Annotated in this window: 20 protein-coding genes; 7 read left to right on the forward strand and 13 right to left on the reverse strand. The window is 45.5% G+C overall.

Translation table 11 applies throughout. The features are described from left to right. The first annotated feature begins 141 nt into the window (after nt 1–141). Complete coding sequence (locus tag LZG72_RS21095) at nt 142–1392, forward strand: sugar MFS transporter (RefSeq protein ID WP_233876833.1); 1251 nt, start codon at nt 142–144, stop codon at nt 1390–1392. Nucleotides 1393–1464: 72 nt separating this feature from the next. Here the strand turns inward: LZG72_RS21095 and LZG72_RS21100 are convergent, their stop codons facing one another. Further along, nucleotides 1465–3873 carry an endonuclease MutS2 gene (locus tag LZG72_RS21100; RefSeq protein ID WP_233876835.1) on the reverse strand — a complete coding sequence of 803 codons (2409 nt, stop codon included), beginning with the start codon at nt 3871–3873 and terminating at the stop codon, nt 1465–1467. 150 nt (nt 3874–4023) lie between these two features. Then, nucleotides 4024–4542 carry a hypothetical protein gene (locus LZG72_RS21105; protein ID WP_233876837.1) on the reverse strand — a complete coding sequence of 173 codons (519 nt, stop codon included), beginning with the start codon at nt 4540–4542 and terminating at the stop codon, nt 4024–4026. Between the two features lie 136 nt (nt 4543–4678). Here LZG72_RS21105 and LZG72_RS21110 point away from each other — a divergent pair, with 136 nt between their 5' ends. After that, a complete protein-coding gene (locus LZG72_RS21110) occupies nt 4679–4981 on the forward strand; it encodes an iron-sulfur cluster assembly accessory protein (protein WP_233876998.1) in 303 nt (100 codons plus the stop codon). Between the two features lie 4 nt (nt 4982–4985). Here LZG72_RS21110 and LZG72_RS21115 read toward each other — a convergent pair whose 3' ends face one another. Next, entirely contained in the window at nt 4986–5558 is a 573-nt protein-coding gene (locus tag LZG72_RS21115; protein ID WP_233876839.1) for an NUMOD4 domain-containing protein, read from the reverse strand. Between the two features lie 152 nt (nt 5559–5710). On the opposite strand from LZG72_RS21115, the gene LZG72_RS21120 reads away from it, so the two are divergent. Beyond that, the gene (locus LZG72_RS21120; protein ID WP_233876841.1) at nt 5711–6070 is read left to right on the forward strand and encodes a CoA-binding protein; all 360 of its coding nucleotides are present in this window, start codon (nt 5711–5713) and stop codon (nt 6068–6070) included. Between the two features lie 8 nt (nt 6071–6078). Here the strand turns inward: LZG72_RS21120 and LZG72_RS21125 are convergent, their stop codons facing one another. The 5 genes from LZG72_RS21125 to LZG72_RS21145 all read right to left on the reverse strand — a co-directional run bounded on the left by LZG72_RS21125 (nt 6079) and on the right by LZG72_RS21145 (nt 10160). Continuing rightward, entirely contained in the window at nt 6079–7080 is a 1002-nt protein-coding gene (locus tag LZG72_RS21125; RefSeq protein ID WP_233876843.1) for a 3-oxoacyl-ACP synthase III family protein, read from the reverse strand. 81 nt (nt 7081–7161) lie between these two features. Beyond that, a complete protein-coding gene (pssA, locus tag LZG72_RS21130) occupies nt 7162–7866 on the reverse strand; it encodes a CDP-diacylglycerol--serine O-phosphatidyltransferase (RefSeq protein ID WP_233876845.1) in 705 nt (234 codons plus the stop codon). Nucleotides 7867–7884: 18 nt separating this feature from the next. Further along, a complete protein-coding gene (locus tag LZG72_RS21135) occupies nt 7885–8523 on the reverse strand; it encodes an MBL fold metallo-hydrolase (protein ID WP_233876847.1) in 639 nt (212 codons plus the stop codon). Nucleotides 8524–8657: 134 nt separating this feature from the next. Beyond that, nucleotides 8658–9368: a hypothetical protein gene (locus tag LZG72_RS21140; protein WP_233876849.1), complete on the reverse strand. Its 711-nt coding sequence runs from the start codon at nt 9366–9368 to the stop codon at nt 8658–8660. 87 nt (nt 9369–9455) lie between these two features. Next, nucleotides 9456–10160, reverse strand: coding sequence for an SAM-dependent methyltransferase (locus LZG72_RS21145; RefSeq protein WP_233876851.1), 705 nt, complete (start codon nt 10158–10160; stop codon nt 9456–9458). A gap of 76 nt (nt 10161–10236) precedes the next feature. Between LZG72_RS21145 and LZG72_RS21150 the strand changes: the two genes are divergently transcribed. Next, nucleotides 10237–10671, forward strand: coding sequence for a hypothetical protein (locus tag LZG72_RS21150; protein WP_233876853.1), 435 nt, complete (start codon nt 10237–10239; stop codon nt 10669–10671). Here LZG72_RS21150 and LZG72_RS21155 read toward each other — a convergent pair. Then, on the reverse strand, nt 10664–11440 hold the full coding sequence (locus LZG72_RS21155; protein ID WP_233876855.1) for an alpha/beta fold hydrolase: 777 nt from the start codon (nt 11438–11440) through the stop codon (nt 10664–10666). The two genes, LZG72_RS21150 and LZG72_RS21155, sit on opposite strands and share 8 nt — an antisense overlap. 396 nt (nt 11441–11836) lie before the next feature. Here LZG72_RS21155 and LZG72_RS21160 point away from each other — a divergent pair, with 396 nt between their 5' ends. Then, nucleotides 11837–15187 carry a carboxypeptidase regulatory-like domain-containing protein gene (locus LZG72_RS21160; RefSeq protein WP_233876857.1) on the forward strand — a complete coding sequence of 1117 codons (3351 nt, stop codon included), beginning with the start codon at nt 11837–11839 and terminating at the stop codon, nt 15185–15187. Between the two features lie 55 nt (nt 15188–15242). Here the strand turns inward: LZG72_RS21160 and LZG72_RS21165 are convergent, their stop codons facing one another. Together LZG72_RS21165 and LZG72_RS21170 are read right to left on the reverse strand one after the other, a co-directional pair. Beyond that, on the reverse strand, nt 15243–16130 hold the full coding sequence (locus tag LZG72_RS21165; RefSeq protein ID WP_233876859.1) for a glycerophosphodiester phosphodiesterase family protein: 888 nt from the start codon (nt 16128–16130) through the stop codon (nt 15243–15245). 10 nt (nt 16131–16140) lie between these two features. Beyond that, a complete protein-coding gene (locus tag LZG72_RS21170) occupies nt 16141–17049 on the reverse strand; it encodes a patatin-like phospholipase family protein (RefSeq protein ID WP_233876861.1) in 909 nt (302 codons plus the stop codon). 184 nt (nt 17050–17233) lie between these two features. Here LZG72_RS21170 and LZG72_RS21175 point away from each other — a divergent pair, with 184 nt between their 5' ends. Next, nucleotides 17234–18208 carry a polyprenyl synthetase family protein gene (locus tag LZG72_RS21175; RefSeq protein ID WP_233876863.1) on the forward strand — a complete coding sequence of 325 codons (975 nt, stop codon included), beginning with the start codon at nt 17234–17236 and terminating at the stop codon, nt 18206–18208. A gap of 95 nt (nt 18209–18303) precedes the next feature. Then, on the forward strand, nt 18304–19683 hold the full coding sequence (locus LZG72_RS21180; RefSeq protein WP_233876865.1) for a leucine-rich repeat domain-containing protein: 1380 nt from the start codon (nt 18304–18306) through the stop codon (nt 19681–19683). Nucleotides 19684–19686: 3 nt separating this feature from the next. On the opposite strand, the gene LZG72_RS21185 is transcribed toward LZG72_RS21180, so the two are convergent. Continuing rightward, nucleotides 19687–21864 carry a DUF5916 domain-containing protein gene (locus tag LZG72_RS21185; protein ID WP_233876866.1) on the reverse strand — a complete coding sequence of 726 codons (2178 nt, stop codon included), beginning with the start codon at nt 21862–21864 and terminating at the stop codon, nt 19687–19689. 39 nt (nt 21865–21903) lie between these two features. Continuing rightward, nucleotides 21904–22203, reverse strand: a complete 300-nt coding sequence (locus LZG72_RS21190; RefSeq protein ID WP_233877000.1) for a DUF3817 domain-containing protein — start codon at nt 22201–22203, stop codon at nt 21904–21906. Between the last annotated feature and the right edge of the window lie 159 nt (nt 22204–22362).

The following is a 22362-nucleotide window of genomic DNA, read 5'->3' on the forward strand; positions in this document are numbered from 1 at the left end:
TTAACGCTCAGAATACCCGGCCTCAATGGAAGTAAAAGCAGTAGAATAGGTATAAATTTGTTTTTTCTGAGAAATTGTTAAATAAAACAACGCTCGTACATTTAAATCATTCAATTCAAATAACCAAACCCTTTTTGTCTCATGACGCAAACCATTAACAGCGGCAGACTTTTTAATGCCAGTTGTCTTGCCATCATCACTACTGCCTTTTCATTTAGTATCAGGGCGGGAATTCTTCCTCAATTGGGGACCGAATTTGGCCTGACCGCCGAGCAGTTGGGCTTTATCAACTCCATGTTCTTTTTTGGTTTCCCGATCTCGATGATCATTGGGGGGATTGTTTATCACTCCATCGGGCCGAAAATTATTATGCAGGTGGCTCTGGTGGCCCATACGCTGGGGATTTTGCTGACAATTTATGCAGGTGGGTACATGGGTCTGTTGGTTTCCACGTTTTTCATCGGTTTTGGTAATGGATGTACTGAGGCAGCATGTAACCCGATGATCGCGGATATGTATCCCAGCAGCAAACTGAACAAAATGCTGGGCCGGTTCCACATGTGGTTCCCTGGTGGAATCGTGATCGGTAGCCTGATCTCCAAGTTTATGACTGACGCGGGTTCTTCATGGCAGACTCAGATCTGGGTTCTGATGATACCTACTGTGGTATATGCATTCCTGTTCTTTGGACAGGCATTTCCAAGACCAAAAGTAGAGGGAGTAACTTCGTTGGCCAAGAATTTCCAGGCCATGCTTACTCCTTTATATATCTTCATATTCTGTTGCATGGCGTTGACGGCGATTACCGAGTTTGGTCCTAACCAATGGGTAAATGTGGTTTTGAGCAGCAGCGGCGCAGATCCGATGTTGGTGTTGGCATTAACCTTCGGAGTAATGACAGTGGGAAGGCTTTTCACAGGTCCGGTAGTGGATGTGGTTGGGCAGACTGGTATTTTGCTTTTTGGTGCCGTTTTAGCTGCAATCGGAATTTATATGTTCAGTACTGTAACGGGTCCGATCGCGTATGTGGCGGCTGTTATTTTCGGACTGGGTGTATGTTTCAACTGGCCTACTGTGATCGGTTTCGTTGCGCAGCGCGTTCCTTTGAGCGGTGCTTTGGGTATGTCCATTATCGGTGGCGTAGGTATGCTTTCAACTTCAATCTTCCAGCCGTTTATCGGTCGCTGGATTGATTCCGCTCATGCTGAATATGAGGCACAAGGAGTGACAGGTCCTGCGTTGGAGTTAGCTGCCGGACAGGCGACGTTATCTACCATGTTGACTTTCCCGATTATTCTGATTGTAGCATTTGCGGTACTGTGGTTCTGGGCTGGAAATCCTAAACCGGGTGCTGTGGACGAAGTGAAAGTTGCGGAACAGCCGCAATTGTAACATCGTGATAACAAAACAAAAAGGGTAGGCGAAATTGAATCGCCTACCCTTTTTGTTTTAATGCCCGGGACCTTATTTTAGCTTCACGATAGTAACACCGGCTCCGCCCCGGTCGGGATGTTCGTCCTGCATTCCTTTAACGTGCGAGTAGCCGCGCAAATGGTTTCTTACCAAAGTTCTAAGAATGCCGTCGCCCTTTCCGTGAACGATCCTCAGTTCATCGTAACCCAGCATAATCGCATTATCCATAAACTGGTCGACCAACCCCAGCGCTTCTTCGCCACGTTTTCCGCGCATATCCAGGTTAAAGCTGAAATTCAGCATCCGCTCGTTCAGGTCCACGCCTTTGGTGGCGGTTTTCAGCTTTTTCTCGCCGGTGGCTGTTTTATAGGTTTTGTTTGAGACTTTTTCGAGCCGGTTCAGCTTAATGTTTGATTTCAAATCACCGATCCGGATTTCTACGTCTTTGCCTTTCACAGATATTACCTCGCCGATCGCAGTCTGACCAAGAATCCTGACATAACTCCCGGGAACAATCGCACCACTTTCTGGTTCATAAACATCTTCAACGGGCGCCGTTTCTGCAACTTCCTCCAATTCCAGTTTTTGTTTCCCAAAACTTTCGAGTTGCGTGCGGACTGTTTTGGTTTTCTCTTTCTCGGCCTTGTTTTCCTTGATTTCGCGAATTGTATTTTCAATGAGCTGATTGGCATCGGAAATCAAATTTTTCGCTTTCAGTTTCGCCTCATTTACAATTTTCTTCTCATTGTTTTCGAGGCCTTCCTTTAAAGAAGTATAATCTGCCAGCTGCTTGGTCAGTTTACGTTCCTTAATGCCGATCTCAATGTTTTTCTCCGCAAAAACCCTTCTTTCAATATCAAGCTCCTTCAATAATTTCTCGAAATTCACCTGCTGGGTCCCCAGTTTCTCTTTTGCGCGGTTGATTACCGCGTCCGGCAAACCGATCTTGGAAGCAATTTCGAATGCGAAAGAACTTCCAGGCCGACCGATTTCAAGTTGATAAAGTGGTTCCAGATGCTCGCCATCAAATCGCATTGCGCCATTTACGAGACCATCCGTTTTGTCAGCCAGTACTTTCAGGTTGGTATAATGCGTATTGATCACACCATATGCCCCCGATTTTGTAAGATTTTCAAGGATCGCCTCAGCAATCGCCCCGCCGAGTCCCGGCTCTGTTCCTGTACCAAACTCGTCTATCAGAAACAACGTGCGCCGGTTTGCGAGCGTCAGGAAATGCCGCATGTTGGTAAGATGCGAGCTATATGTACTCAGGTCGTTTTCCAGCGATTGCTCGTCACCGATATCAATGAAAATATTTTGGAAAAAACCCATGGACGAACCTTCTGCAACTGGTACCAACAAGCCGCATTGAAACATATACTGGATCAGCCCGACTGTTTTTAACGATACCGATTTACCTCCTGCATTTGGCCCGGAAACGATCAGAATACGTTGCTTATCACGCAGTTCAATGTTGAGCGGCACCACTTTCTTTCCCTGTTTTTGGAATGATAAATGAAGTAGAGGATGTCTCGCGTCTTTCCAGTCAATAAATTGCTGGTTCAAAAATGGCGGATTAATCGCGCCCATTTCAGCAGCCAGTTTTGCTTTGGCGCGGAGAAAATCCATTAAACCGAGAAACCCGTACGCTTTTTGCAAATCCGGCACAAATGGCCGAAGCCGGGCAGTCAGTTCCAGGAGTATTCTGTTTATCTCGCGACGTTCCTCGTATTCCAGCTCCCGGATCTCATTATTGGATTCAAAAACATCCGTCGGTTCAATGAAAACAGTCTGGCCGGTGGCCGATTCGTCATGAATAAAGCCGCGTAACTTGCGTTTGTGCTCAGCTGCAACCGGTATTACCATCCTTCCATTACGAATCGTCAGAGAAGTATCGTCACCGATCCAGCCATTGCTTTTTGCCGATTTCAGGATCGTATCCAGTTTTTTTCGGATTCCCGACTGTTCTGAAATGAGCCGCTTTCTTATTCTTGAAAGTTCAGAAGAAGCCGAGTCCCGGATCTGCCCTCGGTCATCGATAATGCGGTCGATTGCGTCCGTAATCGACTTTTCAACCCGGATTGTTTTGGCATATTCCCCCAAAATAGGATACGATTCCGGTTCCTGATTTTCGAAAAATCGCAGACAAAGACGAATGGTTTGTAACGAAGCTTTCAGGTCTGAAAACTCTGGCTGGGTGAGGAGCATGCCCTCGATCGCAGCCCTTTTCAGATAAGGTGTCGCATCAATATAGTTCTGGGAAGGGAAATTTTCACCGATCTCCTGAATGCGCTGCATTTCCGCAGTCTGGCTTACAAGTTTTTCAACCAGTCCAAAATTCTCGGAAAACTTGATCTTCTCTACAAAACTTTGCCCGAGCGTACTAATGCAAGCTTCGTTCAGTCGTTCCCTCAGTTTATCGAAACCTAATTTTTGTTCTAGTGTATTTGGGTAGAGCATTTGTTTTTTGGCTGTTAGCTATTGGCTTTTAGCTTTTTTGAGTTAATGTGGCAATGAGGTTTTGATCACTATTGTTGGCGACCATCTACAGTCAACTGTCGATCAGCAATGTGAAAAGGCTAATAGCTAAGGCTAACAGCTAACAGCTAATCAAAATATCGTCCTCACTTCTTCTTTCAATACCTTCAACGCATGTGTTGCTGGCTGGATTTCTTTTTCTATTACGTGTGAAAAAATCTTCTTTGCCAGATCGGAAGGCGCGGCTTCCGGGTTGACTTCCAGTGCAGCCTGGTTGATGATGGCTACCGTTTCGTTCATTGCATTTGTGACCTGTTCCCACGCGTGGTTACTCATGTAAAGTTGCTGGGCTACATTATGGTTATATTCGTCACGGATTTCCTGCAATAAAATATGTTGCAGTTCCAATGCGCTCATTGCCGAGGGGACCAGACGCAAAAGCAAATTGCTGGGGATAATGCGTTCAAGGAACAGACACATGCGTTCATAAGCCTGAATCCGGAGCGGGAGTGTTATTTCTGTATTTTTACTTCTAATATCCCATTTCTGCCTCTCTGATAATTTATCCAAAACGGTAGTTACAGTCAGGTAAATACCGAATGTGAACATGGCTACGCAAAGTACTACTGCAATTGCGACATAAATTTCCATTGGAGCGAAGTCGTTTGTTAAATGAAGTGCAAAATTAATGGATTGCCACGATTAAGCAGATTTTTTTCGAATCGCCGAATGGAACCGGGCTAAATCGTGTTAGCCTTTATTAGTAAAATAAGATTGAAGAAATATGCTGGAAAGTCCGATCCAACTTACTGAAAAAGCCAAGCTCGAAATAAGAACAACATTAGAAGCCAACAAGATTCCCGATACGTACGGGCTCAGGGTAGGTTTGCGTGGGGGAGCTTGCAGCGGCTCGTTCCTGCTCGGATTTGATACCGCTACGGAGCATGACCAAACGTATCTTGTCGAGGGAATAAAAGTATTGATCGACAAGCGTCACCTGATGTACGTGATCGGTGTATCGGTGGATTATGAAGATGGGCTGAACGGGAGCGGCTATACGGTTTCAACCCTGGACAAACCAATTAAGTAGCAAGCTAGTCTTCGACGGTTACATGTTTCCAGTTTTCCCCTGACCTGATCCGGTTCAATTGCGTATGTGTAATTCCAAACTGTTTGGCGATCATTTTAAGACGGTTATTATCATTTTTCAACAACTTCTTGATAATCCGCACCTTACTCTCAGTCAGCTTGTAATTTTTGGTCCTCCTCGGAATCACACGATTAATGAATGCAGGATTTTCGCGATTGTGCTCGATCATTTCGGCCTTCGTAACCCATTTGAGATTTTCATAGTGGTTATTCTGCTTTTCAAAATCCAGGTGGATGACGAAATTGTGCTCTGCGCTTGGCTTGTCTGTAAAATGCTCTGCAACCAGCTTGTGAACATAACGATTTATAGTTTTCCCGCCTGAAACCCGGATATTCAGCGAGCGGTATCCCTGGATCACCGATCCTTTGATTACCACACCTTCTTTCGGGTTATTCTGAAAGCTTTTCAACCTGCCATAATTGGATACTTCGTAATGAGGAGCGTTCTCGATTTCGTCGAATTTAATTTTTGCCCACTTTTCGTTCCAGAAACTCCGACTTACATTTAACTCATTCATTTTGATAAGGATATAAAAATATGGTATTAAAAGGTTGTCTGTCAAATAGGGTTATTCACCTGATCCCGTTCTGCCGCAGGAAACGATTTTACTGGCGTTAGCTGTTCTAGCATCGGGACCACGATTCTCAATTTTTCACTAAATCAAAGGTTATGAAACGGACGCTGATCATTGGAGCATCTTCAAATCCTTCCAGATACGCTTATCTGGCTGCTCAAAAACTCAGGAATTACGGACATCCGATTTTAATGGTCGGCCGGAGAAAAGGGTTTGCTTTTGGAGAAGAAATTAAAACTGAGAAAACAGATTGGAAAGATGTGGATACAGTCACTTTGTACATCAACCCCAGCCACCAACCCGAATACTACGATTATATTACCTCTTTAAATCCCAAACGCGTCATTTTTAACCCCGGCACCGAGAACCCTGATTTTAAAAATATCTTACTTGATAAAAATATCATACCAATAGAAGCCTGTACATTAGTAATGCTTTCGGTTGGTCAATACTAAGTGGTTCACTACCATTTTATTAATGCAGACGCCCAGGTAAACCCACTTCCAAAAGCGGCTAGGCAAAGTAAATCTCCTTCTTTCAATTTCCCTTCTTCCCACGCTTCCGATAATGCGATAGGAATGGACGCTGCCGTTGTGTTTCCGAAGCGCTGCAAGTTGTTAACTACCTGTGATTCAGATAATCCCAGTTGCTGCCTAACATAATCGCTGATGCGGATATTGGCCTGATGCGGTACGAGCAAGTCCAGGTCGGAGGCTTCGTATCCATTTGCCTTTAAAGCTTCGCCGATCACTTCCCCGAACCGGATGATCGCGTGTTTAAAGACTGCGTTTCCATTCATATAAACATTAAAACCTCCTTCGTCAATCATCTCCTTCGTTGCAGCCCGGCCAGGACGACTGCTACCCGGCTCACGAACAAATAATTCTTCCGCATAACGCCCGTCTGCGTGCAGGTGTGTAGATAATATACAATGTTGTGGATCGTTGGTTGCCGTCAGAACAGCTGCACCAGCTCCATCACCGAAAATCACGGCAGTATTGCGGCCGGCAGTACTTCTGTCGATCCAGGATGACTGTATCTCGGAACCCACCACCAGAGCGGTTTTGTACATGCCTGATTTTATAAACTGATCGGCAATGGAAAGTGCATATACAAAGCCCGAGCATTGTTCCCGGATGTCGATAACCGGTTTTCCGTCCATTCCCAATTCCCGCTGCATCAGAAATGCGGAACCCGGGAAAAAATAGTCAGGAGTAATGGTAGCATACACGATCACATCCACTTCGTTTGGCGTGATACCGGCCCGCTCCAAAGCTTGTCGCGATGCAGCGGTGGCCATGCTGTAATTGGTGTCTTTTCCGTATTCGAAATAACGTCTCTCCCGGATTCCCGTTCTCTCCTGGATCCATTCGTCGGAAGTCTCCATCCACTGGGTCAGGTCATTGTTTGTTACCACGTTGCCAGGAACATAATAACCCAGACCAGTAATTCGCGAGAATGCCATATAATTAAAAAAGTAATGCTAAAAGTACAATCGGTTGCATGGTAAATTGCAAATTTGCAACAAAAAGGTTCTGTTCCAAAGTCAACTTTTTCTTTTTCGGATGTTTTCAGCAACCGACAGCAGAATGTACAAGATCAGTATGACGGGGATAGCCAGAATTTTCAATGAGATCAGTAGTGTTACAGTGGCGAGTATCAGGATATACCTCGCCTCGTTTCCTCTCCATCCGAAGTTTTTGAATTTCAGCGCGATCAAAGGCATTTCCATCACCAGGAGATATGACATGACGACCGTTAAAATCAGCAGGTTATTGGTATTGATAATAATATCCTTCCAAAACTCTCCCTGCGTGTGAACAATCAGCGGGAGGGAGGCGATCAGCATGGCGTTTGCAGGCGTCGGTACCCCGATGAACGAATCCGACTGGCGCGGATCGTTGTTGAATTTGGCAAGTCTGATCGCCGAAAAAATGGCGATGATCATTGCTGCGTAAGCTTTCCAGATGCCAAAAAGGTCGGGAATGCTTTGCATCAGTAATTGATATACAATAATGGAAGGAAGTACGCCAAAGGTCACCATATCCGCCAGCGAATCGAGGTCTTTTCCGATCGCCGAGCTCACTTTAAGTATCCGGGCTAAAAAACCATCGAAAAAATCGAAGATCAGGGCCACGCCGATCAGCACACAGGATAACAAAAGGTTGTTATGAAAAGCCTCCACTACACCAATGCAACCACATAGGAGATTTCCGCAGGTAAATGCATTTGGAATATTTCGACGGATCATTTTCGGAGGATTTGTGGGTTATTTAAAGAAAGGATTGTTTTTCTTCTCAAACCCGATCGTGGTGGGCTCCATATGGCCTGCGTACACCTTATAATCGTCGGGTAATGTAAAAAGTTGCGTCTGAATGCTGGATAGCAGTGTCTGGTGATCTCCTCCCGGCAGGTCCGTTCTGCCAATGCTCATCCGGAAAAGTACGTCGCCACCGATCACAAACTTCGCCGCCTCACTTACAAACGCGACGTGCCCCGGCGCGTGGCCCGGAACGAAAATGATCTTCAGTTCGGTATTTCCAAATTTTACGGTTTCACCTTCCACAAGATAGGAATCGATTTCCGGCTCGTCAAATTGTGAAAATCCGTAATTCGACGCGTATGTTTTTACTGCTTTTAGTAATGGTTCGTCGGATTTATGCAGTGCAAATGGAATGTTGTATTTCCGCTTTAATGCAGCAATGCCGAGAACGTGGTCAATATGGGCGTGGGTATTTACAATCTGCACCGGTTTCAATGCATTTACCTCGATGAAATTGGATAGTTCCGCCAGTTCCGACCTGTCATGACAGCCCGGATCGATGATGATGGCTTCTTTGGTTTCATCAAAAAGCAGGTATGTATTTTCAGAGAAAGGATTAAAAACAAAGCTTTGAACTTGTACCATCGAGCAGTCTTTTGCGTGTTTAACAGAGATGCGAAGTTACAAAACACTTCGCAAACGACTTGTCGGGGATGAGATGTAAAAACAAAACGCCATCCTGCCGAAACAGAATGGCGTTCTCGCATGAAAGGGAAGCCTTAATTTACTGCTACTTCTTTAATGGTTACTTTTGCCCGGTCAAAATACAGTGTATTCAGCCCCTCGAAACCGGAATCGCTTCCGATAAACAGCCACAACTCTCCTTGTGCATTCACTTTAACCGTGAAAGGCTTGTCTGCATTAGACCTTTTTACAATCGCATATTTTTCTTCTTCCAGACCATTGCTCGCATTCCCCAGCAGGACCGCATCTTTTCCTTCATTGGCTTGCTGACCTTTATCCAATGTAAATTCATAGAACTTGTTAACAAGCTTTTTCGCAGGTTCTACCGGGGAAGCGCCGGCTTTAATGTAAACCGATGATGAAGGGGAACCCCCTGCGCCGGGAGCGCCCTCCGAGTACTTGGTTGCCAGGTCAAGATCAAAAACAACACTATAAGTGCCATTTGGCACCAGGCCTGTGATTTTCTTCTTGAGATACATAAACATGTCATCGCTCCGGTTCTGAGCCTGCAGCATGTAGGCAAACTTTTTGACGTCAAGTCCGGCAGGCAAATTGGTGCGGCCCGATCTGAACTGGATGGTTGCCGTGTCTGTCTCGGTCGAATACTCCGCGAGCTCGGACGCCCAGCCGTCTGCAGAAGTTTCGAAGCTCGAATCCACGGTGGTAATGGCGTCGAGCGTGTCGTCATTGCAGGCTGACATCAGTAGCGTAATTGCCAAACCGGCACACAAAATCGATTTTTTCATGGTTTTAAGTAAATGAACTGAGTACTAAAAAATGGATTATTACCTGTCAGATCAGTTTATCTGTGGATTGGTTGGAAACAAATTTCATTACCCAATCAAAAATATAACCGGCTTTTTGTGCAGATCGGGCTTTTTTGCTTTCCAGTTTTTTACGGAATGTGTGGCAATGAATTCATTTTCAGAGGTAATGTCCGACGCTATGCAAAGAAGTGTTTCAGGTGCACATGTATCCAAAACGGCTTCCAAAAGTTGATTATTGCGAAATGGGGTTTCCATGAAAATTTGCGTCTGCAGCTTTTGCCTCGCATCCCGTTCCAAACCCTGAATCATTTTTTTTCGCAGTATTTTATCAATTGGCAAATACCCGTGAAATGTGAAAGATTGCCCGCTCATGCCCGATGCCATCAATGCAAGTAAAATGGAAGACGGTCCCACGAGCGGAACTACTTTTATTCCGAGCTGATGCGCATAATGCACCGCCACCGCACCCGGGTCGGCAACGCCCGGACAGCCAGCTTCTGAAATCACTCCGGCACTCTGTTTTAGTTTTGTTAATGCATCGCGGGTAGCATCTTCCGGAGTATCCTTATTCAATTCTATAAAAGTCAGATCGTCAATCACTTTGCCCAGTTTTAAGCTGCTGATGAAACGCCTGGCAGTCCGCACGTTTTCTACAAAAAATACATCGAGATTACGTATCGCGTTACGGATTTCGGGGCCGATTACTGCATCCTGAGTTCCGTCTGCGAGTATGGTTGGTATCAAATAAAGGAGTATACCCGATTCATTCATAAGAGATTATAATTATCAATTCGTTCCAACCAAATGGCCAAAAACGGAATCATATGGGAAGTACAAAAATAAAACAATGAAAAGGCTTTTATATATATCCCTGATATTGACCGTTCTGTTTGCTTGTAAAAACGATAGCATGGATACATTGGATAATCCGGCTGCTTTCGCCAGCACCATATCAGGTACATGGAAACTGGTTGCGGTGGAAAGATCATCCATAGATAATAAAAATGTATGGGAACCTGTTCCCGCCGCACAGGCAGATACTCTTATTTTCAGAGGCGATGGCTTAATTTTATATGGCGACGGTTCTCCCAGATGCTGCGCCCCCAAATCACTGGTCATCAATGGTAATTTAATGGACATTAAACCACAGACGGCGATACCGGCCAATCCGCTTTGCGCTCGGGTGAACTGCGTCTACTGCCCGAGCTGGGATCTTTCATTGACCGGTAACCAGCTCATTATCTCGTCCTGCTTGGGTTTTCGGGAAAAATACGTCAGATAACTTCGTCTAAAAATTTCATCAGTACCGCCACAAATTCCTTTGGCTGCTCAGCTTGTACCCAATGGCCGGCATTTTCAATGGTTTGCAGCCTCGTATTTGGGAAAAGATCCTGGATGCCTTCCAGATCTTCGTCAAGTATATAGTTGGATTTCTCGCCGCGTATGAAAAGAACAGGCGTCTCGATGCGTTGATCGGATTTTATTTCCGTGCCTACTTTGGCCATGTCGGTAGTGAGCAGGGGCAGATTAAACCGCCAGCCAAATCCACCTTCATCTTTCCGGTACAGATTCTTCAGTAAAAACTGTCTTACGGTGGGGATGGGCTCGTATTGGCTCAATATTTCATCAGCCTCATTCCGACTTTCGATCGTATCGATCGGAATCGCATTTAAACCTTCAAGAATTCTCTTATGATGGATCGGGTAGGCTTTCGGCCCGATGTCCACGACTACCAGTGCTTCAAATGTGCCGGGATATGTGACCGCGTACTCCATCACGGTTTTCCCTCCCATCGAGTGTCCAATCAGGATCGGGTTTTCCAAATGCTGCTGATCGATAAATTCTTTCAAATCAGCCGCCATTGCGGGGAAGGTAAGCGGACTTTCATGCGGGGAGCGGCCATGATTTCGCTGGTCTACCAGAAACACCCGGAAACCACGATCTGCGATGGTTTTACTAATTCCAAGCCAATTGTCCAACAGGCCAAACACGCCATGCAGGATGATCATCGGCTTTCCTTCTTCTCCTATTTGTTTAAAGTTGAGTTGCATACATCGTGGGGATAATCATCTGCAAAAGTGCTACGATTTTCGGGAAGGCCGCCACTCGTCCATTCGAAATTTAACAATTACATCATATACCTTGTTTTGGTACCTCTTTTTTAAGACAAAATATTTACAAAAGGCAGTTTAAATTGTTTAAATCCGGTTTACAACTTGTTAGCCAATTATTAACAAAATTTTAGTAATCGGGCAAAGGCTAAAATATTGAAGTATTGTTACAGAATTCTGCATTATTCCAACAGGTCAAGTAGTTACGACGAGTAGTATTGCATTTTAGTAGGATTTAGGTTTTTGTTTCTAAATGAAAAAAGGTATTATTTTGCAACAAATATTTATTCATCGGTACCGATGATCCTTCGAGTACAAAAACAAACCACCAAATTTATGAACGGGAAAAGTTTACTTTTCAGGGCAGCGTGTTTGACGCTGGTATCACTTCTATTAACGTTATTCGGGCCGGATGTAATGGCCCAGGTTACTTCATCTGCAATTACTGGCCGGGTTACAGACACTAAAGGCGAGGCTCTGCCAGGGGCGACTGTTGTCGCCATTCACACGCCATCCGGAACGAAGTATGGCTCCATTACCAACGAGCAGGGACTTTACACGATCCCGGCAGTTCGGGTCGGCGGACCTTTCACGGTCACTGTTTCTTTTGTTGGATTTAATGACAAATCGCAGGAGAACATTTACGCGAACCTGGGAACTGCGGCAAACGTCAATTTCGATCTGCAGGACGGCGGTACCCAATTAAGCGAGGTGGTCGTAACGGGCGCGGGAAGCGACATCTTCAGTTCTGACCGGACAGGAGCTGCCACTACATTTAATAAAGGGTTGATAACCAGCCTGCCGACTTTGGGTAGAACGCTGAACGACATTACCAAATACAATGCGTACAGCAATGGCCGCTCATTTGGTGGCCAGGACAGCCGTTACAATAACTTTACCATCGACGGTTCGGTTTTCAACAATGGATTTGGATTGGGTAACGAAGCAGCAGCAGGTGGCCGGACAGGTTCTTCTGCCATTTCTCTGGACGCCATTGAAGAGGTTCAGATCAATATCGCACCTTATGACATTCGCCAGTCGGGTTTTGCGGGAGCGGGTATTAATGCGGTAACGCGTTCAGGAACAAATGAATTTTCGGGTTCTGTTTTTCACTTTTTCAAAAACAAAAGCCTTGCGGGTGATAAGACTGACGGTAACAAGATCAATGTCACCGAGTTTAATGAGAAAACTACAGGATTCCGTCTTGGTGGCCCGATCATTAAAAACAAACTTTTCTTCTTTGTTAACGGAGAGTTTGTAAAACGGTCAAGCCCGGCATTGGATTTCGTGCTTAACCGCGGACAAAAAGGAGATAACGTTTCGCGTACTACTGCCGCTGATCTGGAAGATCTTGGCGCATTCATGAAAGAGAAATTCGACTACAATATCGGTGCGATCGACGGTTTCAACAATGAGAACAAGAGTAACAAATTCCTAGGCCGCATTGACTACAACATCAGCGACGCGCACAAGCTGACTGTTCGTTACTCGCACCACGATTCTGATTCTGACGTTTTGATCAGCCAGAGCAACAGTAGCAACACAGCTGGTTTCGGTAACCGTACCAACTCACTTTCAGCCATTTCACCTGAAAATACGGGCTACATTATCCAGGATAACACGCGTTCTTTCGTAGCTGAACTGAACTCCAATTTCGGCGGAAAATTTGCGAACAACCTGATCGGTACATTCAACAAGCAAATTGAGGACAGAAAGTATAAAGCGCCGATCTTCCCGACGGTTGAAATCCAGAAAGACGGATCGACATACACCACAATCGGTTCTGATCCATTTACACCAAACAACAGACTGGATTACTCTACGCTGAATATCACGGATAACCTGACGTATTTCGCAGGAAAGCACACATTGACTGCCGGCGCATCTTACGAATATTTCAAGTCGAACAACCTGTTCTTCCCGACTTCGAATGGAGTTTATGTATTCAAATCGATCCAGGATTTCAAGAATGCAGCCAATGCATATCTGGCTAATCCAAATCTGACGGTCGCGCCGGACACATTGGTTCGTTTCAACTACCGCTACTCATTGCTTCCGGGCGGCGCGGCACCCTGGCAGGTGTTCAAAACGCAGACGATCAGTTTGTATGTTCAGGATGAATACCAGGTTACGCCGAATTTCAAGCTTACAGCCGGTCTTCGTGGCGATTACATCACGATCCCGAATACATCAAAACAATATTATAATGCAGAAGTGGCTGCGATAGAATTCAAAGATCCTGCCGGCGCACCTTATAATGTAAATACGGGTAATGTCCCGAAAGCGCGCGTTTATCTGTCGCCGCGTATCGGTTTCAACTGGGATGTAAAAGGAAACCGCACTACGCAGGTTCGCGGTGGAACCGGTTTGTTCTTGTCAAGAATTCCTTACGTTTTGATCTCCAACCAATTGGGTAACAACGGGGTGAACTCTGCGACGATCGTTGGGAACAACACGACTGCATATCCATTTACATTGGATCCATCACGTTACAACCCCACCTCATCGGCTCCATTGCGCGGATATCAGGTTAATGCATCCGATGAAAACCTGAAATTTCCGCAAGTTTGGAAAAGCAACATTGGTATCGATCAGCAATTGGGCTGGGGCGTAATTGCAACTGTTGAAGGGATTTTAAACAAAAATTACAATGCACTCCGCTACATCGACGTGAACCTGAAAGCGCCTACGGCACAGTTTGCAGGTCCCGACCAACGCGACCGCTTCCCGGCTTCCGGCTTGTCGGGTGCGGCAGTTAACCCTGCTCGGTTGATCAATACAGATGTTTCTAACGTTTACGTTTTGACCAACACAAACAAAGGTTACTCGTACTCAATCACAGGTAAACTTGAAAAAGCAGCGACCCGCGGCTTCGGTGGAATGATCGGTTATACTTACGGACAAGCAAAAGACATTGCTTCAGTATCCAGTACAGTCGAAGGTAACGTGCCGGGTATTAATGGCCTGAACTACCTGGATCTTGCATGGTCCGGTAACGATTTGCGTCACCGTTTTGTAGGTTATGTAACTTATCGCAAAGAGTATGGCGGTAAATTCGGCGGAGCAACGATGTTTACTTTGGGTGGCGTTTCCAACAGCGGAACGAAGCTTTCTTACATCAGCTCGACGGATTTGAATGGCGACGGTCAGAACAACGACTTGCTTTACGTTCCAAACAGCGCTTCCGAAATCACATTCTCTACGCTTACTACAACTGCAAATGGCAAAACATACACATTCTCGCCGGAGCAGCAAACAGAAGCTTTCCAGAAATACATCGACAACCATCCTTATTTGTCAAAAAGAAAAGGACAATATACCGAGCGTAATGGCGGTGCATATCCCTGGCTGACCAGATTCGACATTACAGTTGAGCAGGATTTCTACGTGAAAGTTGGCGCGAAAGAAAAGAAAAACATCATTCGTCTGAGAGCTGACATTTTCAACGTTGGTAATATGATCAGCAATAAATGGGGCGTTGGAAACCAGGTAACTGTTTCTTCCAACTCCTCGCAATCCAACCCGCTCAACTTCGCAAGCGTTTCGTCGCAGGGAATTCCTTCATACAGAATGGGAACGCAGGTTGTGAATGGTGAAACCGTGTTGGTTCAGGATGCTTTCGTGAAGGGCCGTACGATCAATGACGTTTGGCAGGCACAGATTGGTATCCGTTATATCTTCAATTAAGGTATAGTCAGGTTATAAATGCAGGAGCCCGGTCGTTTGGCCGGGCTCTTTGTATTTATTCCTTTTTATAAAAAATATTTTGTACCAAAACCGGATTATCCGTGCAAATGATATCGGGTCCGCCACTAGCGACGATTTTTTGATATAAGGATTTGGAAACGGATGACTGGAGAGTATCAATGTTACCATTTGTACCGAGTGATGCGATCACATTCAACTGGTGTATTTTCTCGTAAAACGACATATCCTGCAATTCTCTCGGAGTGAGCGCCACCAGATTTTCCATTGGTAACCCTGACTTTTCAACTGCGGCAATCAGCTTTTTATCATTAAAGCCTACCGCCAGCATGAGGTCGGGCGCCAGCTGGTGTGCGATCCGGGCTTCTCCCAGAGAATAACAAATGAGAACCGATTTATTCAGATTTCCGCTCGCACGAAGCATATCAATCGTTTTGCGGATATTCGTCTCCGGTTTTTTATCTACAATCAGAATAAGGTTTTTTGCTTTGCTCCATACCAGCAGCTCCTGTAAAGTCGGCATTGAGTATTCCGTAATGCTGCCCCGCGAATCTTTCAGCTTTATCTCTCCCGCATACTCCCAACTCGTTTTACTCAGCAAACCGTTTGCATTAGTCCTGAGACTGAGATCGTCATCGTGCGAGATTACCAGTACTCCGTCTGCCGTTGTTCTCACATCAAATTCCAGCAGCACACAAGGAACATTCTGGTAAGTTTTCTCAAAAGTGGCCATACTATTGCCGGGAAGCCCATCTTCAGTACCTCCCTGATGGGCCATAATGAACGGCATTTCACGTTTGCCTGGTTTAAGGTAAGCTTTGAGCGCACCGGCGGAATTGAAATTACAAGCGGTCTGTTTTTGGGCCAATGCGGGAATGGCCGACACGATAAGGCCGGCAAGGATAAATATGGACTTGAATTTCATAATGAATGCGTTACTCCGAAACTTTCTCAGACTTCATGATAGACTCCATTCCGGCACGATACCCTTCAATGATCAACCTCGAAATATCGTCGGAATCAAAATGCTGCAGATCGAGAAAAAGCGGTGCTGGCGGGCGGATTACGGTAATTTTCATCGGAGTTCCGCGCAAATTGGACCTGTCCACATAAGATTCAGCCCAGGCAATATTGCTGTTCACGATCTGGTTCACGGTAATGTCCCTCACCCTCTCAATGAGCGAGATCAGGTTCCGGGTATTGAGACCTTCCGGCTGATAAAGCAATGGAGAATGACAGGCGATCAGCACAATTTCCGTTGCACCGTCCTCAATCGCTTGCCTGACAGGCGCCACCTCGCGCATTCCCCCATCCATATAGAGTTGCTGATTGATTTCCACGGCCGGCATCAGCATGGGTATCGATGAGCTCGCATAAACAAACTTCACAAAATCCGGATCGCGTGGGGCCACATACCTGATCTCTCCGCTCGCAATATTTACAGCCCCTACTTTCACTTTCACCGGCGTATTGGTCAGATGATCGTCGTGCAAATGCTTTCTGATGAGCTGGTGTAGAGGTACCGGATCAACAATGCCGTCAAACCGGCTCATTAATGTACTCACTCCCAATTTTACGCGGGACCGGAGAATGGATATATCCTGTGGCTGGGTGATATTTTTCAGCCAAAATTCGAGCAACTTGCGGCTGGCCAGCGACCATTCCACTTTTTCGTTTTGCTGCATTTGTTTCCCGGCTTCGTTTGCCAGGAACGTTGTATTCAGTGCACCTACCGAAATTCCATAAATCATTTCAGGCTCGAACCCGTTTTCCAGAACTGCCTGGATCACACCTACCTGAAAAGCCCCTTTCATTGATCCTCCACCGAGGACAAGTGCTTTCATAAAAATCCGTTATTCCATTTTCTTCAATTCTAAACATTTTCAAAATAAAATTGATATAAACAGAAGATTTTATTCCAAATTTGAAGATTAGTGTTGAAAGGCAGGATCACGTAACCTTACTAACTTTAGCCTTTGTCACTGTCCTTTTAATATCCGGTGGGAGCTTGGGCCCGCATTCTTTAATATGACCCTTTCAATAAAGGATATACAACTTCCTATTGCCGATGAAATGAAGGCTTTCGAGCACAAATTTCGTCAATTCATGAAAAGTGATGTCATGCTGCTCGACCAGATTATGAATTACATCGTGAGGCGAAAAGGCAAGCAATTACGTCCCATGTTTGTATTTCTTTCCGCCGGGGTCTGCGGAAGTATCACCGAATCCACCTACCGCGGGGCTGCCCTCATCGAACTTTTGCACACGGCTACACTGGTGCACGATGACGTGGTGGACGATTCCAACTACCGTCGCGGCTTCTTTTCCGTAAATGCATTGTGGAAGAATAAAATTGCCGTTCTGGTGGGTGACTATCTGTTGTCCAGAGGCTTACTTTTATCCGTGGATCATCAGGAATTTGACCTGCTAAAAATCGTTTCCACGGCGGTAAGAGAGCTGAGCGAAGGTGAATTGCTTCAAATTGAAAAGGCACGAAGGCTGGATATCAATGAAGAAGTTTACTACCAGATCATCCGTCAAAAAACCGCTTCATTGATCGCTTCCTGCTGCGCAGTAGGTGCGAGTTCGGTGGGTACGGGGGCGGAAGTTGTCAAACGCATGCATGCATTTGGTGAAAAAGTGGGAATGGCTTTTCAGATTAAAGACGATCTGTTTGATTATGGTGAAGATGAGATCGGCAAACCGCTCGGCATTGACATTAAGGAAAAGAAAATGACCCTTCCTTTGATATATGCATTAAATAAGGCTCCCTGGCTTCAAAAACGCAACATCATTAACATCATCCGGAACGAAAGCCACAAGCCACGGAAAGTGACCGAGGTAATAAACTTCGTGAAGGAATCGGGTGGCCTTAGTTATGCGCAGGAAGTGATGCAGCGATATGTGGAGGAAGCCAGTGTACTTCTTTCCGAATTTCCTGATTCTGCACACCGGAGATCGCTGGAGCAGCTGGTCCAGTTTACGATTCAGCGGAGCAAATAGTCTTTGCCTCCGAACACAAACAAATTTTATATTTAAGTAAGTATAATATAATGACTAAGTTCTTAGTTGTGATATTATCAACTTATCCGTTTGTTATGAAATCGATTTGCACCCTGATCCTGAGCATTTGTTTTCTGCAAGTTCATGCCCAAACGCGCGTTGCCTGGTCAAAAGATGCCGCTGCCAAGGGAATTGACATCATTAAGATATCCAATGCATACGACGGTTCTTCGAAGGAATCCTCGAAAGCAATTTTCGACCAGGTCGACAAAATGGCGAAGATTGCTTTTCCGGTTGCCCCGAGTACGGGAATCGGCCTTTTTCTTCAGGTATTTGTCAATGCATCCGGGGAGACCGACTATGTCATTTTTGACGTTCAGGCTAATGAAAAGTATAATCAGGATTCACTTCGAAAGCTTACGGAAAATGCGCTTTTCGAACATTTCAATGGCTTCAAAGTAGCCAATCCGTCGGGAAAGGCATTTCAGCTCACGACAGTCCGAAATATCGGAAAGCAGCAGTTTGTACGTCGTGATGTGAAGCGATCGGACAGTTCTGTGGTTGATATAAAATCTGCACTTTCAGTCATCGACACCTTGAAAATCAAATACATCTATCTGAACCAGCTTGAACTGCAAACGGTGCCGGACGTCATTTACAGGTTCAGGAATGCGGAGGAACTGTATCTGGGTGGAAATGAATTAAAGACGATTTCCATTGATATGAAACGGCTTCCAAAACTCAGGCAGCTGCATTTGCAGGGTAATCAGATTGGGAATGAGGGTTTAAAGCTCACTAAAAACGCATCGCTGGATCTTCTGAATTTGAAAGATAACAAGCTGACCAATATTCCCACAGCCGCAAGAAAATGCAAGAAGCTGACAGCTCTCTGGCTGGGCGGAAACGCATTAACGGAATTATCGTCGGGCAGTTTCAGACGTTTGAAACAAGTGCGGGATCTCAACTTTTATCGTTCTGACATCGCAGTTTTGCCCAAGGGTATTAAGAAAATGAAGAATCTGGAAGTTCTTGATCTGTATTATAACAAACTGGAACTCCTGCCCGAGAGCATTACCAAGTTGAAGCGACTGACACATCTCGCGGTTTCCTATAACCAATTGACCGCGTTGCCGGCGAAGATCAACAAACTGCAAAAAGTGCATACATTATATGCGCATCACAACCATTTGAGCAAGCTTCCAAAGCAAATTGTGGAAATGCAGAACCTGGCGATCCTGGACTTAGGCTACAATTGGTTTACCAACTTTCCCGCGGAACTGATCTCATTCACCAATCTGAAAGAACTGGACCTATCTTCAAACAACTTTCCTGACTTTCCGGAACAACTTCTGAAAATTAATAAGTTGGACAAGCTCTATCTGCGGGGCAATCCATTTGTAAAAGAAAATACCGAGCAAAAGTACAGCCAGCAGCTAGGGCTTCTGAAAAGCAAGAACATCGAGGTGTTTTATTAATAATTACAAATTCCACCAATACGTAAATTTCAACACGATCGCCCGGTTCTTCACTTTGAAATTCTCCGGCAGATAGTTGTCGGTATATACGATAAACAGATCGGAAGCCGGCTTGTACCTCCATTGCAGACGCGCATTCAGGTTGATATTGTCAGCCTGATTGTTGTATTGCATAAATGTGGTGAAGAAGAGCCTGTTCGTAAAAGTGAAATCCACGCGCGGCCCAACCAGCCAGAGCTGCGTGCGGCCCCAAGGCTCGGGCAAACGAATGTCGTTGTAATTTCCCGCCATTGTAATCGCTACATAAGGCTGAACACGGTAACCAAGTTCGGCGCGGAGGTTATTCCGATGCCCATTTTGATAATACCCTCCAAAAATCCCCGAAGTCAGGAAGGTAAGCCGGTTTTGCGGGCCGGAAACAATGTCAAACCCGACGGCTTTCCAGTGATGCTCGGTACCGGTTGCTAATGTACTTCCACCGAGGTTTGTAGGATCAAATGGGCGTAGCAAACGAACGTATGTGTTTGACGTCCATACTGCCACGGTCGCCCGGTTGATGAAATTGAGATTGTAGGAAAGATTAAATTCGCGGTCGCTGAGATCAAATTTTTTGTCCCAGAATGTGTTGTTAATCAGCTTCGGCCCGTGACTGATGATCTTCGGATTTTTGATAAAAAACAAATATCCGACATTTGGGCTGATCTTATAATACCCCATACGCACTGCATTGGGCACATAACCGACTTCGGCATTGTAATTTTTCCCCACATACTCATGCTGCCATTGCCAGAAAAAGTTGGCGCGGTTGAATTTCAGATCCGCGGCATGCGTAAAATCATCGGTAGATTTCCCCGGCGTGAACGACTTCAAAACCATCACTTTACCTGTCCAGAGGTTCTTTGAGCTGGCAAGGTTAAACTCAGCCCCAACATTCCGGTTATAACGGTTGGTAGCCGAATGTCTGTCGAGCGAATAGTTGGTGGCGTCTTTATTGACAAAAATAAACCGCACGTTTGACCTGGCGAGGAGTTGTCTTTGCAAGGCAAAAACCGCGTAATTGTTCCGGGGTGTCAGCGAATCAGACGAGCCTGTTTGCACATCCAGGGCACCGATACGCCAGTTTTTATTGATTTTCCCGCTCATACGCGCACCAAACTGGATGGGCACACCTAAACCGATCCGTCGCGAGAAAAATGGCCGAATGGTAGCGTACCCGAAATTGGCAAAAAGGTCTGCATTTTCAAGGAAGAACTGCCTGCGTTCAGGGAAAAACAGCTCAAAACGATCGAGGTTCGTCTGCTGAACATCCACATCCACCTGCGAAAAGTCAGGATTTACTGTCAAATCGAGGTTTAATGAAGGTGTCAGCCCGATCTTGACATCGCCTCCAACAGTGGGTTTAAATTTGGTAGGAGTATCTTTCTGATGATCTCTGGTCATGCGGGTAGCGGCATATGGGATTACCGAAATGTTAGGTCCCGGATTCGGTGGCGGAACATCCCAGACCAGTACGCCGGTATATGCAAGCGAAGCCGAAGGGAATTGCCTTGGAACGGGCGCCCATGCGGATTTTTCGGAAATGGTCAGGTCCTGCCGGCTGAAATTGATCCCCCAGCGGGTGATACCCGGCTTATACCGGATGCTTTTGAAGGGAATGGCTGCTTCCCAAACCCATTTGTCATCATCATTTTTTACAGAACTTACCCATTTATTGTCCCAGCTCAAATCCACCGTGCCACCATCTCCCTGCTGGCCGTCCCACGGAGCGCCAGCTGCATTTGCCCCAAAAGAAAAGCCATTCGTCTTGTCGTCGAAGGTGTCCATGAACAAAAGGAAGTTATCATTTTTTCCAAATGAAAAATCCCTTTTGAGCGATTCAACGATGATTGAGCCTTTAATGGGCTTGTAATTGATTACGAGAATGTAGAGATTGTTTTTATCGTAACACATTTTCACTTCCGTCTGGCAGCGCGAGAAACTCGTGTCCATGGGGGTGATCATGAAAAAATCCTTGGCAGTTTCGGCAGTCGACCAGGCAATGTCATCGGCTACTCCATCGATATTCAGCGGTGAAACAGCAGAGTGAATGTGATATTGGTAGTTTTCGTTAGGTTTCTGGGCAAAGGCTTGTGAGACGATTAAACAGAAATAAAAGGTGGTCAGGATAAAGATTCGTAGCACTTGATCGGGTGTAGGAATGTAAAAGGTTTTAAAAAATGTTCAATTTCGGAACCACCGGGCGTCGGCATAAAATGTGCCAAAAGGTACCAGCGATGAAATGAAAGAATAAATGGACTTCTTGAAAGACCAGTTGCGCTCGATGGCGACTTGGATGAGAAGAATCACGAATAGTACAAACAGAACACCGTGCGCCATACCCACGACCCTGACGGCCTGCGGAATTCCTGCGAGGTATTTTAGCGGCATCGCAATACCTAATAATACGAGATAAGAAATACCTTCGATGAATGCGACGATACGTAGTCGTCCAAGTGCTGATTTAACGAGATCAGAAATCATGAGAAGCAGGAATGAGAATAATACATCTTTGATGTAAAGATACATATCAGAGTCTTCTGACCCAGCCGGATTTCAAACCTTTTACACGGAATTATTATAATTTAATTAAAGCAGGGTTTAATATAATTTAAATTCTGTCTAATGCGGTACAAATGAAAT

The sequence above is a fragment of the Dyadobacter sp. CY323 genome (assembly GCF_021390245.1).
GTDB lineage: Bacteria > Bacteroidota > Bacteroidia > Cytophagales > Spirosomataceae > Dyadobacter.

What these genes read in the sequence shown, in the direction of transcription:
- LZG72_RS21190 (WP_233877000.1), bottom strand. Translation starts at nt 22,203, where the DNA reads ATGATTTCTGATCTCGTTAAATCAGCACTTGGACGACTACGTATCGTC.
- LZG72_RS21095 (WP_233876833.1), top strand. Translation starts at nt 142, where the DNA reads ATGACGCAAACCATTAACAGCGGCAGACTTTTTAATGCCAGTTGTCTT.
- LZG72_RS21105 (WP_233876837.1), bottom strand. Translation starts at nt 4,542, where the DNA reads ATGGAAATTTATGTCGCAATTGCAGTAGTACTTTGCGTAGCCATGTTC.
- LZG72_RS21100 (WP_233876835.1), bottom strand. Translation starts at nt 3,873, where the DNA reads ATGCTCTACCCAAATACACTAGAACAAAAATTAGGTTTCGATAAACTG.
- LZG72_RS21140 (WP_233876849.1), bottom strand. Translation starts at nt 9,368, where the DNA reads ATGAAAAAATCGATTTTGTGTGCCGGTTTGGCAATTACGCTACTGATG.
- LZG72_RS21145 (WP_233876851.1), bottom strand. Translation starts at nt 10,160, where the DNA reads ATGAATGAATCGGGTATACTCCTTTATTTGATACCAACCATACTCGCA.
- LZG72_RS21150 (WP_233876853.1), top strand. Translation starts at nt 10,237, where the DNA reads ATGAAAAGGCTTTTATATATATCCCTGATATTGACCGTTCTGTTTGCT.
- LZG72_RS21155 (WP_233876855.1), bottom strand. Translation starts at nt 11,440, where the DNA reads ATGCAACTCAACTTTAAACAAATAGGAGAAGAAGGAAAGCCGATGATC.
- LZG72_RS21120 (WP_233876841.1), top strand. Translation starts at nt 5,711, where the DNA reads ATGAAACGGACGCTGATCATTGGAGCATCTTCAAATCCTTCCAGATAC.
- pssA (WP_233876845.1), bottom strand. Translation starts at nt 7,866, where the DNA reads ATGATCCGTCGAAATATTCCAAATGCATTTACCTGCGGAAATCTCCTA.
- LZG72_RS21135 (WP_233876847.1), bottom strand. Translation starts at nt 8,523, where the DNA reads ATGGTACAAGTTCAAAGCTTTGTTTTTAATCCTTTCTCTGAAAATACA.
- LZG72_RS21165 (WP_233876859.1), bottom strand. Translation starts at nt 16,130, where the DNA reads ATGAAATTCAAGTCCATATTTATCCTTGCCGGCCTTATCGTGTCGGCC.
- LZG72_RS21115 (WP_233876839.1), bottom strand. Translation starts at nt 5,558, where the DNA reads ATGAATGAGTTAAATGTAAGTCGGAGTTTCTGGAACGAAAAGTGGGCA.
- LZG72_RS21125 (WP_233876843.1), bottom strand. Translation starts at nt 7,080, where the DNA reads ATGGCATTCTCGCGAATTACTGGTCTGGGTTATTATGTTCCTGGCAAC.
- LZG72_RS21175 (WP_233876863.1), top strand. Translation starts at nt 17,234, where the DNA reads ATGACCCTTTCAATAAAGGATATACAACTTCCTATTGCCGATGAAATG.
- LZG72_RS21180 (WP_233876865.1), top strand. Translation starts at nt 18,304, where the DNA reads ATGAAATCGATTTGCACCCTGATCCTGAGCATTTGTTTTCTGCAAGTT.
- LZG72_RS21170 (WP_233876861.1), bottom strand. Translation starts at nt 17,049, where the DNA reads ATGAAAGCACTTGTCCTCGGTGGAGGATCAATGAAAGGGGCTTTTCAG.
- LZG72_RS21160 (WP_233876857.1), top strand. Translation starts at nt 11,837, where the DNA reads ATGAACGGGAAAAGTTTACTTTTCAGGGCAGCGTGTTTGACGCTGGTA.